At 30.7% G+C, this 15,524-nt stretch carries 12 protein-coding genes and 2 pseudogenes; 5 read left to right on the top strand and 9 right to left on the bottom strand.

The features are described 5' to 3' along the window. Positions 1-81: 81 nt before the first annotated feature. The 5 genes and pseudogenes from BAMA_RS15490 to BAMA_RS15470 form a co-directional block, all read right to left on the bottom strand. Positions 82-528 (bottom strand): annotated as a pseudogene (locus BAMA_RS15490) (NUDIX hydrolase). A 150-nt stretch (positions 529-678) separates the two neighbouring features. Beyond that, positions 679-1,662 (bottom strand): hypothetical protein, encoded by a 984-nt coding sequence (locus BAMA_RS15485; protein WP_051758990.1) that lies wholly within the window; start codon positions 1,660-1,662, stop codon positions 679-681. Positions 1,663-1,709: 47 nt separating this feature from the next. Then, positions 1,710-2,132: a helix-turn-helix transcriptional regulator gene (locus BAMA_RS15480; RefSeq protein ID WP_034640719.1), complete on the bottom strand. Its 423-nt coding sequence runs from the start codon at positions 2,130-2,132 to the stop codon at positions 1,710-1,712. Next, the gene (locus BAMA_RS15475; RefSeq protein ID WP_034640717.1) at positions 2,120-3,058 is read right to left on the bottom strand and encodes a hypothetical protein; all 939 of its coding nucleotides are present in this window, start codon (positions 3,056-3,058) and stop codon (positions 2,120-2,122) included. Before BAMA_RS15475 ends, BAMA_RS15480 begins: the two co-directional genes overlap by 13 nt. Then, positions 3,055-3,597 (bottom strand): hypothetical protein, encoded by a 543-nt coding sequence (locus BAMA_RS15470; RefSeq protein ID WP_034640714.1) that lies wholly within the window; start codon positions 3,595-3,597, stop codon positions 3,055-3,057. Before BAMA_RS15470 ends, BAMA_RS15475 begins: the two co-directional genes overlap by 4 nt. 242 nt (positions 3,598-3,839) lie before the next feature. On the opposite strand from BAMA_RS15470, the gene BAMA_RS15465 reads away from it, so the two are divergent. Together BAMA_RS15465 and BAMA_RS15460 are read left to right on the top strand one after the other, a co-directional pair. Next, positions 3,840-4,178 carry a site-specific integrase gene (locus tag BAMA_RS15465; RefSeq protein ID WP_034640712.1) on the top strand — a complete coding sequence of 113 codons (339 nt, stop codon included), beginning with the start codon at positions 3,840-3,842 and terminating at the stop codon, positions 4,176-4,178. 120 nt (positions 4,179-4,298) lie between these two features. After that, complete coding sequence (locus BAMA_RS15460; protein ID WP_034640709.1) at positions 4,299-4,727, top strand: hypothetical protein; 429 nt, start codon at positions 4,299-4,301, stop codon at positions 4,725-4,727. A gap of 34 nt (positions 4,728-4,761) precedes the next feature. Here BAMA_RS15460 and BAMA_RS15455 read toward each other — a convergent pair whose 3' ends face one another. Then, positions 4,762-5,757: a helix-turn-helix domain-containing protein gene (locus BAMA_RS15455; RefSeq protein ID WP_034640706.1), complete on the bottom strand. Its 996-nt coding sequence runs from the start codon at positions 5,755-5,757 to the stop codon at positions 4,762-4,764. An 815-nt stretch (positions 5,758-6,572) separates the two neighbouring features. On the opposite strand from BAMA_RS15455, the gene BAMA_RS15450 reads away from it, so the two are divergent. Next, positions 6,573-7,424, top strand: a complete 852-nt coding sequence (locus BAMA_RS15450) for a MerR family transcriptional regulator (protein ID WP_034640703.1) — start codon at positions 6,573-6,575, stop codon at positions 7,422-7,424. A gap of 152 nt (positions 7,425-7,576) precedes the next feature. On the opposite strand, the gene BAMA_RS15445 is transcribed toward BAMA_RS15450, so the two are convergent. From BAMA_RS15445 to BAMA_RS15435, 3 genes are all read right to left on the bottom strand, one after another. Further along, on the bottom strand, positions 7,577-9,043 hold the full coding sequence (locus BAMA_RS15445; RefSeq protein WP_034640700.1) for a cell division protein FtsZ: 1,467 nt from the start codon (positions 9,041-9,043) through the stop codon (positions 7,577-7,579). 2 nt (positions 9,044-9,045) lie between these two features. Next, positions 9,046-9,471, bottom strand: a complete 426-nt coding sequence (locus BAMA_RS15440) for a hypothetical protein (RefSeq protein ID WP_034640697.1) — start codon at positions 9,469-9,471, stop codon at positions 9,046-9,048. A gap of 488 nt (positions 9,472-9,959) precedes the next feature. Then, positions 9,960-10,616, bottom strand: coding sequence for a DUF3967 domain-containing protein (locus tag BAMA_RS15435; protein WP_034640694.1), 657 nt, complete (start codon positions 10,614-10,616; stop codon positions 9,960-9,962). 515 nt (positions 10,617-11,131) lie between these two features. On the opposite strand from BAMA_RS15435, the gene BAMA_RS15430 reads away from it, so the two are divergent. Next, positions 11,132-12,433: a replication-relaxation family protein gene (locus BAMA_RS15430; RefSeq protein ID WP_051758989.1), complete on the top strand. Its 1,302-nt coding sequence runs from the start codon at positions 11,132-11,134 to the stop codon at positions 12,431-12,433. Between the two features lie 218 nt (positions 12,434-12,651). Next, a pseudogene (locus BAMA_RS15425) lies at positions 12,652-14,997 on the top strand (type IV secretory system conjugative DNA transfer family protein); the annotation flags it as partial. Positions 14,998-15,524 lie beyond the last annotated feature (527 nt).

The following is a 15,524-nucleotide window of genomic DNA, read 5'->3' as shown; positions in this document are numbered from 1 at the left end:
AATTAAACAACTTTATTATCTCTGCACAGATAATAAAGTTGTTTAATTTGCGGAAGGCGAATAAATAATCGCCCCCCCCCTTTACAATTTAAAAAATCTTTCAATTACCAGTTGATCTGGAGGACTTATATTATTAGGAAGTTTTGTTAAATCAAAAAATTGAATATCTGTAGCTTCTGACTCGTCAAATTTTAATGAGCCACAATAATCTCGACAGATAAAAGCTGTTACAACATTATATACTTCATCTCCATGTGGATATTGGTACTAAAAATCCTTGCCTGAAAAAGTGCTTAATAAATCTAATTGATTCGCTTTTAATCCTGTTTCTTCAAACATCTCTCTACTTGCAACATCTTCAAGGCTTTCCCCTAATTCCATAGAGCCACCCGCAAGTCCCCAACATTTATTATCTTTTCTTAATTGCATCAAAAGTTGATTTTCATTATTAAAAATTAATACACAGGCTCCAACCATAATTAGAGGCTCAGCTCCAACTTTTTTTCGTAAATTCATAATATAGCTCATGTTATTTTCCCCTGCCCTCTTTTCATTGCTTAGATATCTAAAAATTCTTTCTTTTATTATACAGAGAAATTAAAGAAGATGGTATGAAAACCCAAATTCATACCATCTCCCAAAAGATTTTATTTGGTTTTAAACTACTTTATTGTCATTTCATATTTTTACACTTGGGGGATAGTTAATATCCTTAAGTTGATGGGCATGTATGGTGACCCCAAATAGGTTATTTCTGTTTTCTTCAATAAATTTTAAATAGGAGAAGTACGAACGATATCCTTCAGGTGCCATTTTGTGTCCGTTAAACCGAGGGAAGGTATATCCTTCATCATAGATATTCTCAATATAGTTTACGTCAATGCCTTGCTCATTTAAGAAGTCACAAAGCAAATGTAAAATAAATGTACTTCCAGAACGACTATTTACATTAGCAATAACTATTGTCTTTCTAGGAATCGTAATTGTTACAGTTTCTGATACTACCTGTTGAAAAGAAATAGTATACTTGTTCTTTTCAACAGTTGTAGGTTTGTGTTGACTTTCTTTTTCAGTATTACGGGTATTGTTTTGTTCTACTGAACTCTTCTTGGGTTTCTTGTTAAGCTTTTTTTCCTCATTTGGATTTACTTCTTTAACACCTGTATTTTCTTCTTCTAGTGATATAACTTCTATATCAGCTGTAACTGGTATATCTCCTAGTTCTAATTCAATATCATCTTGATATAGAATATGCTGTACATTTGTTAATGAAACAGGTTCTTTTACTTGAGCAATTAAGGCTTCCATTTTAATCCGATTACTATTAAAAATGTCGTAAACTCCCCAAGCTACCAAGTTTCTCAGAAAAGCATCGTTATTATCACGTTCTGTTAAAATCACAATTCTTAGATCTGCAAATTCTAAACGTATTTTTCTAATCTTTTCTAAAATTGCACGTTCCCGATTATCTATGGCTTTTGTTTCAATTCCAATACGTTGATCATTAAAAAATAAAACATCTGGTTGCTCTAGGGTAAGAACTTCATCTATATATTTGATATGCATTATCTCTGTATTGACAACATCCATATCATTTCTTTCAAAGTCTTCACGTAAGTATGAAGAATATATTGGATCTCCAATAGCTAAAAGAACTTTCATTGTTTTAATCCTTTCTTGGAATATACTTAAAATCAATCTCTAATTTGTTAAACGACATATTGAACTGGTGAATCATTTTCACGCCAATTCAATATGTCACTTTTAAATCTATTAGCAAATTGAGTTGTAATTGGACTATTACCCGTTTCAATATGTGAATAATACTTAGAGTTGTACCCCAATAATTTAGCTATTTCTATTTGATTTAGTTTATTTCGAATACGATATAGAAGGAATTTTTCTTCTTCGTATAGGTCCTCATAATCAATCTCAAAAGAATACTCTTGAAATATTTTCTTTAATTGATGTTCAATATTATCAGGAATCTTACTTCTAAGGTTTTCATAATTTGATACTGTAGCTCTTGAGACATTTATCATTTCTGCGATTTTAGCCTGTTTAAGGTTAAATCTCTTGCGAAAAATAATAATTTTATCGGCCATATCTAAATAAGTTTCTAGCACATCCATAAAATTACATTTTCCTTTGAAAGTTTCGTTTGATTTGAAATTAGATTTACTAGGTTATCAAGGAATAAATTATACTCAACATCTTTTATTGCTCGTGGCGAATTACTTTGTTTTGTCATTTTCACTCTAATTTCAATGAATTCTGCACTATTTGTAAGATTCATCAAATTATTCATGTATATAGAACCTGATTCTAAATCTTTCTCAATATGTTGCTTTGAACGGTGGATTAACACAACATCACCGACTTCAACAAATGGGTTATTAGTAGCTGCACAATTCCATACCAAGGACCAAATCTCAATACCTGGATTATTGGCTATAACATATGCCCGAATGGAAGGTGTAATATTAAAAAAATGATTTATTGGTAATTTCGTTACATGTGTTGGAATCGCAGCTTCATCTTCTACCTTACGACGTTGTTTTAACCGCTTTAGACAGTATAGTGAACCTAACTTTGCAAACTCTGTAAAAATCTGTTCTAAACATGATTTAACATCTTCAAAATTTCTAATAGCGAATAGTATAAATTCTTGTGTTTCTGCAGTACGAATAAACTCATATAAGCTAGTTGAATAATAACTTTCAACAGCTTCAGTAAACCTACTTTCTATCGCTTTATGTACCAAATCTTCTTTTTCTAACTTGGTTTCTTCATGATTCAATAATTCCAGAGCAACTTGATAGCCTTTCAAGAAACTATTCTTTAGTGCAGGGCTAACTAACTTTTCAAATTTTGATAATAAATTTATTAGCTCATCCCTTTTCTCAATATCAGTATCATGATTATTAATACGAGTTAGACCGCATTTCTCAGCTAAAATATTACTAAAATAAATAATTTGAGTGTTTAATTCACTTTCAAATTTTTCATCAGAGATTAACTCTTTAATTTCTTTTTCAAAGATTTCTTGTAATGTCATGTTTTTATTACACCCCTAGTAGTTTCTTGTAAAAAGTAGTATAGTAATCTTTCAATTTCTGATTGGGTAAGCATTTCGTAAATAGTGGCAATTGAATATATGCCAAGCTCAATTGAGTCTTTTAAAAATAAGTCTACCGGATCAGTAATTCTCAAAGTTTTTGTTCTAGTAACAAATTCATTTTTAATATTGTTTTCTTCCAAAAGGTGGATGACTTTTTCAATTCTTTCTTTGTCAGAAGACAACTTTATACAAACTCCTGTACTATTTCTTTTAGCATTTAGCTTTAAAGCGAGTCTAATGACATCTAAATCAATACAAAAATTAGACATTTCATGTTCAACTTCGGTGTAATTAATACTCATAAATCCAGATGTATCAAATTCTACCCATTCCTCAAGCTCATTTCCAGTTATATAACTGGTTAAAAAGTAATATCGATGTGGTAAATAAGAACATCTAATCGTATTTTCATAATAGCTATGTGCCCCTAGTCGCACAGCTTTAATTAATCCTATTAATGCATTAAGCTGCGGCACTTATATCACTCCTAACAAAAAAAACGGACACACTGAAGGGGTATCTCTTCCCTTCGGTGTGTCCGTTTTGAGATTTTATAAATCTTTGTATTAAACTATTTCGACATATACACTTTAATTTATTTGCTATTTTTGAAAAAGTCAAGGAATAAATATCCCCTATTTCTTGAATTAGTTTATAATAAAAGAATAAAGTATAAGTTTTATAGGACTTTAATAACTTTTTAAATGGTGATGATAAAATGACAATCCATATACCGTACCTGCCTGAATTGCTCTTGTTTTTAGAAGAAACACAATGTGTTCAAAAACGGACTCAAACTGATTATCAAAAGGTTTTATCAAGTTTCTATAATTTTTTACAACTTGAACAAAAAAATTACTTAGAACCAATTAATATTTCAACCAGTGATATTCGTAAATATATTACATATTTAGTCGAAGAAAAGCAATTAAAAATATCAACAGTAAACAAACATATTTCTAAAATCAAAGGTTATTTCGATTTTTTAGAACGTATTGGTAAAGTTGGAGTAGATCCAGCAGCTAAATTAAAACGATTACCTAATCAAAACCAATGAAAGTGGATACCTATTCAACAAATTAAAGAAATTGAGCAACAAGTTATATCCGATATAACCATTAATAATTTGGATAAAGCAATAATAATATTAGCTTCAAATGGCATCCGGACTACTCAAATGGCATCTGAAGACTTTATTTGTTCTCTGGCTTTTAAAAATAACCAGGTTATTATAAGTTTAAATTCATTTCAAGTAAATATAACTGGTATAGCAGCTAGCTATATTAAGGATATCTATTACGAAACTGAAAAATTCCGTAGTTTATCTGGCACAAACCATTTATTTTTCATGCGTAAAAACGGATATACTGATGAGAAAAATCAATATTCGCCAATGAAGACTATTGATTTTTCCCCAAAGGTTAATCGATTATCACAAAAAATTGGTATTAACTTTACACTAAAAGCTGTTGAACAAGGTTTTGTGTTCCACAAGTTGGATACATATGGTTTCGAAAATGTGAATGAGCTACAAAAACATTTAGGTTTAAGTGATATAAACTTTAGAAGCATTCTTGAAGCTTATAAATTATCAAGAACGGAATAATAAAACGAGCAGATAACCTTTTTAGTGCCTAGCATTAAGAAGTTTTTTTCATTCTGTTTATACGTTCTTCTAATAATCTTTTTAAATTTAGTTTTTCCTCAGTCCACTCTTCAGTAACTTTTTCATTCGATATCTCTTTTGTTGTTTCTTGATGTTTTGATTTCTTTTGGACTTCAAGTTCAGTACACTTTACTGCTTTTTTATAGGCAATTGTATATAGTATTTTGCATTCATCCTCAAAAGATAGAGTCTCAAGCATATTATGTTTATAACTAATATATCTATGAAGCATTTGCAATGACTCTCTTGCTATTGTTATACGTTGTTTTTTTGTAATGGTATTTCCATTCTCAATGGACGCTTTATTACAGCTAATTAAAACTCTCTTCCAGAACTCTATTAATTTGTCTTCAAAAATTGATGAATACATTTGATTTATTAGTTTAGGAACATATCTATAAAATTTATTCTTATAAGACATAGAATGATTAAATATATATTTAGGTAATATATAGGTATACGTATTTGGAGTACTGTAACCCTTAGAGCCATCTGGTTTTTCATGATTTTCTTTTTTGTCATCGTTTTTGCCATTTGTAGATGCAATTTGATTGAGCTCTAGACCAAAGGCTTCTTTCCAATGTGGAAAATATGGATGAGTTGTAAAAAAGTAAATACTCTTCTTTCTGCTGTTCCCTTTTGTATTACGGCAATATGCTACCAAAATGATATTGGCCGAGATTAATTCTGCAAGCCTTCTTCTTATCGTCCGAACACCAATCCCGTATTTAGTAGCTAGTTTATCTGGTTGATAATAACATACCCCTCTTTCTTGGGACTTAAAGCATAAATCTTGTAATGCAGCTTGTACTTCTTTTTTGAAAAGGTACCATCGGTCCCCATAATAAACTTTGATTCTGTCGTATAATTCATTTTTTAATTTTGTTAATTGTTTTTTTTCGTTGAAGTACGGCTTAATTTCTCGTAAATCTCTAAATTGCTGTGAACTTAAAATTACGGAATTTTTCATAAATGAACCCTCATTTCTTAACAAAAACAATAAAAGGTGTTATTCACCGTAAAATTACAGTAAACAACACCTTTACTTGGAATAGAAAATGATAAAAATCCATTAAAAACATGCTACGAAACCTTGTTTTAGCATCCCATTTATAATAAAATATTATATATATAGGAAATGTTAAAACAAGGTTTCTACAGTCAGTTGTTTACCGTGGTTGGACGGTAAACCGTCGTAGGTAGTTGGCGCTACACTACGATGGCAGTTGAAACCTTTTTTATTTCTGTTCAAATTTAATTAATTTTCATTGTAGCAGACAACTACAATATTTGTTAATACTTTTTTCTAACGATAATACTTATTTGTTATATTTATATTAATTAATATAATTTCAGCTTTTGGACTCATGCTGAAATTATATTTTTTTGTTCTGCCAAGACAAAAAAATTGATATACCAACGTTCCACCGCGTGATCCAAGGTACAATTGCGCTCCACATTTGTATACTACATGTTGTCAGTATTCTACATGTAGTATATTTATTGTCTACAACAACAGAGTGAATGTATACACCATATAGACAATATGTGGTCAACTGAACATATATAGATTACATTTATTTATGTTTTTTACACACACATAACGACAATAAAAGAAGATTTTTGTTATAATAATAGATAGTTGAACAACTATTAAACCTTGATACACCAATGTTTATATTATTTTGTAGACCACAATGTAGATTACATATAGCATGCAATCACTATACATTTAAGTTATAACATTGCACCAGACATCGTGTGTATAAAAGGAAGGTGTGAAATTTGAATACAATAGACAAAGATTATCAGCATACGGAAGCAAACACTAGTATCAAACGTAATGATGAGGTATGGAGAATATCTGAATTTGCTAAAAAAGTCGGTAAACATATCAATACAGTGGATAATTGGTTTAAGCAGCTTGAAAACAATCAGATACACTATATAAACCGAGTTGCTAATGGTGAAAAAGTTTATGATGAGTTAGATTTGAAAATAGGGCTGTTTATTAAGCAAAAAAGAGAAGAGAAATGGTCAATAGAAGCCATCTTTGACCAATTACCAGTAATGTATCCATGTAGAGATTTTCCTGATCCAGAGGAACCAACACAGCAGTCCCATGAAGTGTTCGATGTAGAAGCACTTCAACGTAAAATTCATTTTGAAATTGAAGAGTATGTAAAGACGAGTTTAGAACCTTTTAGTAAGAAGATTGCTAATCTAGAAGAGTATATTGAACAGTTGGTTTCCGAACGTTTCCATACTTTGCAATTAGAGCTTATAAAATCATTACCTGAATCAGTGGAAAAACAAAGTGAAAATATATCTAAACAAGTTGAAATACAAATTAATGAATTTAAGGCTGAAATAGTGGAAAAACTTCCTAAAGAAACTGAATCTAATGATTCAGAACAGAAAGACAAGCGTATTAATGACATGTTAATCTATCATCAATTACGTTCAGAATTAGAGAAAGAAGCCTTAATTGAGTGGAATAATAAGCCGGATAAAGAAAAATATAATCAAATTGGATTTATTTTCAAGAAGCAAATTGAAAATAGTGCAGCGAGGCAACAGTTCATTAATAATTACATTAACACACACTTTGAATCAAGGTTAAAACAACTAATGTAAGACAAATAAAGAAAGGCTAATGTATCAAAACATTAGCCTTTCTTTATTTTATTCTATCTTTCACCAATTTTTAGGAAACGATTATATAAAAACATATCGGATATAATACTGAAATTTGGTTATATCCGATATGTACAAGGTTAATCATTAATTTAATCTAAATCTTTAATATCATCTAAATCAATGTCAGCAAGAATATCCTCTACGCTTTGATTAATATTTTTATCTTTTTCGTTTTCAGAATTGATATCTACATCCAAACCATCTAATAAATCTAGATCTAATTCAATATCAAATTCAGATTCACTTGTAGCAGCAATTGTTGCAATGGAAGATTCTTCGAAAATCAATTGATTTTGTTTATCTTGAAACTCTTTAAATTCCTCAACCAAGCCTTTTGCTAGTCTTTCTGGTAATCCTTCAGTCTTATAGAATGTATATACACTTGATTCATAATCATTTTTAAGTTCTAAGTAACCAGAGAAAACAGTACCGTTAATTGGAAGACTTTCTACTACAGCATCTTTTGCATCATCAATAAAAGAGCTTCCTAGATTTTGATTTGGGTCTAAAATTGCCAATAAACCAACATGATGTACTTTAGAAACGATTTTTTGTCCATTTTCTTCACGTATTAATTGAATCGGTTGATGTAGGGCACTTCCTTTGATTGACTCATTAAACATATCAGTTATAGCTTTGTTGTTTGTTACTTCATTAGTTGGCTTTCCAGTTTTATTTAGAACTAAACAGCCTTTATGCTCTAATAAAACACGTTTAAAGTCTTCTTTATCTAAAATAACTGATGTGCCACCAACACTTGGAGAGATATTTATTTCATGGAAAAGGTCTACAAACCTCTTATTAGCGTAGTCGCGAGCATTGTTAACACCAATCTCAGCCTTTGTTGCTTCATTTAAAGCCTTAAATTCATCTGATAAGTATTGATTGTCTATAAAGTTTACAAATGCAATACCATTTTTCTCTTTTTTAGAAAAATCCCAAATTCGCTGTGCAAATGCATTTACTTGACGAAGTACATCCGGGCCATCGGAACGTACTGGTAGTGTAACAACAATCCCAATTTTAGCATGTTTTTCTCTAGCTCTTCTCATTGCTTCAACTTGATATCTAGCGATTTGTGCCTTATCTGCACGATGTTCTGCTGGGGCTGATGTTAATAGTGCGCGTAATTCAGTCATTATTGTTGGCTTGATATGATACTCATAAAATTCTTCGATTGCTTTTACAATTGTAGATGTACCTGTTCCACCACCCAGACCAGCTACAAATAAAACTAAATCATCAGAAGGTCTAACCTGGTTAGCAATAAAACTCTTCAATTCCTCTTTTACTTTTGGATTTTCTTCTAAAATATTAATGGCTTTTTCAGGATTTTTACCTAATCCTCCTAAACCTAGAGATAATTTATTCTCGTCTGGAATGTTTTTAAGTTCTAATAAGTCACCATTATTACTATTTAGCGCTAAACAATTGTATAACGATTTTCCGTTCTGCTTAATCGCAGCAAAACGATCTGCAATGCGATTTCCGGCTTGTCCAAACCCTACAACAGTTAGATTTAATGCTGGTTTATAATTTAATAATTCTTTAGCCATTATTATTCATTCTCCTTTTTTGATTGATATTCCGTAACAAATTTCTTTAAGACTTGCTTACCTCGAACAGTTAAATTTAAAAACTTATAGGGCTTCAAGTCTTTGTAATAAATAAGTGACATTGCTAAAAGCATATCTACATGCTTTTCAGCTGTTTTTCTATGTATGTTAGTCTTCGATGACTCATAAATATATGATTTTCCTTTTTTAACACGCACTTGACGTGTAAGGACTACATTTTCAGTTATATCGTTAATAATTACCCCGGTAGATGGATTACCGTTTCTTTCATTAGCAACAAGTGTTTTTGCAATAAATAGAAAGACTTCTTTTAATACTTCGTCATTCATAATAATGTCATAAAACACTTCTGTAATTTCATTTGTGAATTTACATGAAATATGTTTCTCATTTAATCTGCTGTCCAATCAATTCGCTCCTTTCTGAATTAATAGGAATAATTTTCTTATATCTATAATATCTCTTTATAGCGTCTAATACAAGACTCTGACTAAAAAATATACATTTTTTTTAGTATATAAAATACTTTAAACCTATATATAATAGCCTTTTAAAGACGTTTCTTAATATAGACTCTATATTAAGATTCTACAAGAATCACAAGTTTATTATATTGAAATTTTCATAGTAGAACAGTATAAGTTTCATAGTTTAAGGCAATGCTATTCATATAGAATAAAGTTCCTATTGATTTATACTGTATTATATAACTATATATTTTTATAGACTCTATAAAAGGACTCTTAATTTAGATTCTTATAGTTAGCCTTAGATACAAGCTTGTTTATTAGTCATGTATAATCCGATATAATAAGATGATTTTTATAGAGAGTGTTATTATAGACTCTATATTAAGATTCTAAAAAATAAGATTAGATAAATATAACTCTTTGAGTCACTTTTTATCTAATCCGAACAATTGTTTAATACTTTTCCAGATACTTAGTCTACTTTTGTTACTTGCCATTTCTTTCTTTACTGACTGGATCTCCCTTAACACAAGCATTAATTGTTCATCTCTTGAAGACTCCATTTCCTTTTGTTTCTTTTTAACTGCTTCTTCAATTAGGATAGGGGTTTCCTTTTTATTTTCCTGAAGTTGTATGGTTATTTCTTTGAGTAACTGTCCTTGATGGTTTAGTAATTTACCTTGCTCACGTACAATTTCATATAGTTCATGGGATGGGCCGTTGTGGTGTGATGAAAACTGACTCGTTGAAATGGAAAGGTCATATTCTTCAATAAGTACTTCACAAGCCTTTTCCAATGTAATCTTAGGTACTTTTTTCAATTCTTTTAACCGAAAAAACATTTCTATATCGTCTTTATCAAACATAACTAGCCCTTGATCACTTCTGTGAAATTTGTAATCAGACATTTTCTCAATTAAATTATAGTATTTCTTAAAAGTTGGAACCTTCATCTTTAATGTATTTGCTGCCTGAGTCACTGTAAAAGATATATCACTTATATCACTTATATCACTTATATCCTCTATATCTTTAGAATCCCAGTTATGATCTTCACTTGTTATAACTGTTGTATTGGACATAACGGTTATCCCTCCTTGTATATTACAATTCGATAGTTTAGAAGAAATTACCTATCCTTATCGTTCGTATTATTTTGAGATATTTCGACGTAAAAATTCATAATGTATACAAGGTAGAACTTGTCATTATACTATTTCTTTTTCTGTTACATTATGAACATGTTAGTATCAGTACTTTTTTGTTTTTTGCCTGCCTATAATCGAATATTTTTGCCTGTCCATAACAAAGTGTACAAACCGTTTTTAAGGTGTGTTTTTTGAAAAAAAGTTTTGGTATGCCTATGTCTGTCCGAGGACAGGCAAAAATTAAACAGGTTTAATCCCATTAATATCAAGTGTTTGTGCCACTATTTTTACTATCCAAATTTACCCTGACTCATGTTATCCATTTTGACCCCATTGAAGACCGTTTTTTATGTTGATTTTTAATAGTGTTTAGGCAGGTAAATTTTATGTTAGGATTATATAAATATTTAAATTTAATTTATGTTTATTTTTAAACAGGAGGCATTACAATGCTGCAATCAAAACACTATCATTTTCAAATTAAAAGTAGAGATAAAAAGTTTGTTTTGAAAGATGTCGATATGAAAGTTTTAGCATGTTTATACAATAAAAAATTCCTTACATCTCAACAAATTACAGGATTATATTCCTTTTTTAGAGGTAAAATATTGTCTTTGAAAAATATACAATCTAAATTAACTAGATTTTCTGCTCATGGTGGAATCTTATCTAAACGTATTGAGACAAAAGCTAATTCAGCACATAAACGTGCATTTTATTCTTTAAAGCCGCATACTATTCGTTTTTTACAAGAACATCAATATCTACCAAAGAATTTTTCGCTAAAGCATACGGAACGATTATCCTTACACGCTGTTTTATCGAGGGAAGTGTTAATTAGAGCTCTCGAAGGACTCGTGAAAAATGGAACAGATGAGTACCATGCTAATATAGTAAACAACATTGATTTACGATCCTTTCTAGTTCAAAAATCCATAAATGCTAAGAATAATCCGTATAATTTTGTTCCTGATGAATTTATTACAATACATAATAGGTCTGCTTTTATAGAGATGGATATGAGCACCGAAGGTTTAGAACAAGTATTAGAGAAAATTGAACATTACATTTCATACGCGAAACAAACTACAGAAAAAGTTGGTGTATTTTTTGTTGGTGTCGATGGATCTTTCTTTAATCCAATTGCAGACACAGCTGCTTATGGTAGACTCTCAAATCTGTTATTCCGTATGAGAAAATATTACAATGAATTAATGAGCATTGAAAATTTACAAATCTTTGTATGTTCTTTAAAAGACTCTGGAGATGTTATCGCTGAATTCCTTTTAAACCAAACATTTGAACGGGAACATTATACAAATGTAATCCTGGAACCTTTATCCCAACGTCAAGTAGGGGATTCTATTTGGAAGTATGGATACGCGGAAAAAGTAAATGGTTTTAAACTTTCTGTAAGCGGGGGATTAAGACGTATTTATAGAACAGATAAAAATGCTACTAAAGATTTTTATTTTGTCTTCGGCCATGAAAATGAATATCGTAGTATAGCACAATTAGATGATCTTATTCACTCACGAATAGAGTCTAGTGGATATTTAAATCTACCTTTAATTATTATGTATCCAAAAAGAGATAAGCCTAGAGAAGTGCTTTTAATGAGTGACTATAAAGATACATATTTATTCTCATTACAAAACGAAAACTTAAAACTAAACGAAGCTGAGAAACTTTATATGAGGACTGCCAACCATTCTAACCCTGCCAAAAGGGAAATCCTTGAATTATATTGATTTTATTTGAATATATTGCTACAATCATTTCGCACACAACAAAATATAACTTGTATCCTTTAAGACAAGCGAAAAACGCTGTATTTATAGCATTTTTCGTTTGTCTTTTTTTATTGTGTAGCCTGAAAGCTAGGAGATTTACAATACATTCTTTATAGCTTATAGAGCTGCTTCTCATGCTCTTTAATAAATAGTTCATTAAGGGATAGAGGTGTAATATGAAATTAGAAAAACGTTTAGAACATTTGAGTAAAGAAGCAACATTAATAATCACATGTAGTCTATTTTTTAGCTTTTTATTCTTTTTCTTAATGGGTTTGTATCAATACATACAGTTGTTATTGCTATGTATTAATCCACCAACCCGTGAAATTGCCCCGAACTACTGGGGTGTTGTTACAATGTTTTTAGCATTCATAACTGGTGAGCTGCTCTTTCGATTCTATAGCAGAACGAAGAGGCTTAATTTTAAATATGGCAAGCAGCTTATCTTGATTAGTACCTTTCTAGCTGTAGAATTAAATTACTTATGGTTCATCACAAACCCAATACACTCAAAACTCATGCCATATATCGAACAAAAGGCAGCTAATGTTGACTTCAGTGTAAACCCAGCATTAGGGGAGGTGCTTGTCGGGAACCTTTTCTATTTACGAATTACCTTTACGATTGTACCAATGCTATTTGTAATTGTATTTACTCTATGGTTCGCTGGTCATGTATTAAGGTATCGCGAGGAATTCTTTAAGTGGTTAAATGAATATGAATATAAAAATAAAAAACTAGCTAAAGTATTTGATAAACAGGAAGATCCTGTTCATCCTGATATTGCACTGGGACCACATAAGGAACACGGTGAAATGGTAAAAGTTTATGGAAAAGACCGTACTTTAAATGAAGTCATTATTGGACCAATTGGTTCTGGTAAAACTTCTAGTTTAATTATTCCAATCATCAATCAAGACCTTCATTGGATGAGTCGTTATATCAATAAATATGAACAAGCGCGATTGAATGAAAATTATGATTCTGAAGAAGTAAAAGGCACATTTTTATCGGGTATTACTGTTATTGAGCCTTCTAATGATTTGTGTCAAAAAGTTTATAAGTTATGTCGAGCTCATAATATACCGGAAGAGGTTATATTTTATATCGATCCATCAAATCCTGATACCAAATGTATAAATATATTACGTGGTCCTGTAGACAAGGTTGCAGAAGTTTTTACAATGGTTATCGCTGGCTTATCCGAAAGTAATAACGCGTTCTTTGAACAAGCACAACGTAACCATCTAAAACAACATATTTATCTCTTGAAACTGCATGAACCAACAAAAGATGTTATTTTTGATGATTTAATTGATATGTATAACGATGTAGAACTTGTTCATCAAATGCATATTAAATTAAAACAAGAAGTGGAAAAGCATGCACAATTTGTTTCACAAAATAACTATACACGTGATGAATATAACCAATACTTAATTATAAAAGGTGTTGATGAATGGTTTGCAAATACTATTCGACCAATTCATGACAACAAAGGTGAGGAAAAGGTATATACGACTGGTAAATATCGAGGACAACCAATCCATTTTGATGCTGAAGCAGAATATGTAAAAGGTTTACGTAATATCTTAAATGACTTAGCAAGTAACATGTTAATACGACGCGTATTATTTGGTAAATCTGATTTTGATTTTGATGTTCATTTAGAAGCAGGTGGGATTCTATTAGTCAATACCGATAAAGGTAACTTGGCAGAGCTATCAAATGTTCTTGGTAAATTCGTATTATTGAGTAGGCAGAACGCTGTATTTAGAAGAAAACCAAACATTTCACCATACCATCACTTAGTAGTTGACGAATTCCCAGATTATGTTGTGCGTCCTTTCAAAGAATTCCCAGCTCAGTCGCGTAAATACAAACTAATTCTTACAATTGCATCACAAACTTTATCTCAATTAGCATTAGATTTCTCAGAACACTTCATGTTTACACTTTTAGGTAGCTTCCGTAACAAGATGATTTTTGGAGATGCTACACCATATGATGCAGAAATCTTCTCAAAGTTGTTTGGTCAAAAAGAAACTTTTGCACAAAGTGATTCAGAACAATCAATATCACCACTTCAGGATAGTCCGGAAAGTCGAATGGGAGCTTCTTATCAAAAAACAAAAGAAGATGTTATGTCACCGGCAGATATTATGAATCAAGGAGCATTTATTTGTGCAGTGCGTATAGTGAAAAATAATAGTGTACAGCCTGTACAGCAAATCACTTCAAACTTTGTATTAAATAAGGAGTTTATTAAAGCTATAATTCAAACAGACCCAGAAAAGCTCAACATCTGGCTAGATGATCGTCGTAAATTAATACATGGCCCAAAGGTATCTTCTCTTCCTACTGAGACTGATAATCCAACTGAGATCCTTCAAGCTATAGATGATTTAAAAAAACGTAGACAAAGTGATTCAATTGAAAACTCTGCTATATCAGATATAGCAGCTGCATCGAATATAACAGATATAACTAAGATGACAGATGTATCTGATGTATCAGATATATTAAACACACCAAAAGAAATGAATATAGTAGATATGCCAGAAATAAGGGACATATCAGATATGGCGGATATATCCGAAATAACGGATGTGTCTGATGTACTGGATATACCGCAAGAAACGAATACATCGGACATAGCGGATATATCTAAACATTCTCATGTGGAAACCATTGAACATAAAAATACTGATGAACTAGAACAAAGTACATTAGAGCCTAAAGAGACTGTATTACCAAATGATGAATATTCATTCTACCAGTCTGTAATACAAGACATTAATTCCAGTTCTACTGTTACAAAAGTAGAAGAAAACGAAGATAAACTTAAAAATTCTAATTCCAACGAAGAGAATAAATTGAACTATATGAATGATCCACTATTTGAAGATTTTAAATAACTATTATATGAACTACAGGAGTATTTGAAATGAATAACTTACTCTTTGCAATGTGTATGCTAATCATCTCTGTAATTTTGCAAACAGTTGTTACCTTAGTCTTAAATTTGAGTGTTAAAAAACGAAAA

The organism is Bacillus manliponensis (assembly GCF_000712595.1).
GTDB lineage: Bacteria > Bacillota > Bacilli > Bacillales > Bacillaceae_G > Bacillus_A > Bacillus_A manliponensis.
The sequence above is the reverse complement of the archived record's forward strand: the minus strand, read 5'-3'. Positions and strand labels throughout refer to the sequence as shown.

Excerpts from the sequence above, each read along its gene's own strand:
- BAMA_RS15485 (WP_051758990.1), bottom strand. The coding sequence starts at position 1,662 with ATGAAAGTTCTTTTAGCTATTGGAGATCCAATATATTCTTCATACTTA.
- BAMA_RS15480 (WP_034640719.1), bottom strand. The coding sequence starts at position 2,132 with ATGGATGTGCTAGAAACTTATTTAGATATGGCCGATAAAATTATTATT.
- BAMA_RS15475 (WP_034640717.1), bottom strand. The coding sequence starts at position 3,058 with ATGACATTACAAGAAATCTTTGAAAAAGAAATTAAAGAGTTAATCTCT.
- BAMA_RS15465 (WP_034640712.1), top strand. The coding sequence starts at position 3,840 with ATGACAATCCATATACCGTACCTGCCTGAATTGCTCTTGTTTTTAGAA.
- BAMA_RS15460 (WP_034640709.1), top strand. The coding sequence starts at position 4,299 with ATGGCATCTGAAGACTTTATTTGTTCTCTGGCTTTTAAAAATAACCAG.
- BAMA_RS15455 (WP_034640706.1), bottom strand. The coding sequence starts at position 5,757 with ATGAAAAATTCCGTAATTTTAAGTTCACAGCAATTTAGAGATTTACGA.
- BAMA_RS15445 (WP_034640700.1), bottom strand. The coding sequence starts at position 9,043 with ATGGCTAAAGAATTATTAAATTATAAACCAGCATTAAATCTAACTGTT.
- BAMA_RS15435 (WP_034640694.1), bottom strand. The coding sequence starts at position 10,616 with ATGTCCAATACAACAGTTATAACAAGTGAAGATCATAACTGGGATTCT.
- BAMA_RS15430 (WP_051758989.1), top strand. The coding sequence starts at position 11,132 with ATGCTGCAATCAAAACACTATCATTTTCAAATTAAAAGTAGAGATAAA.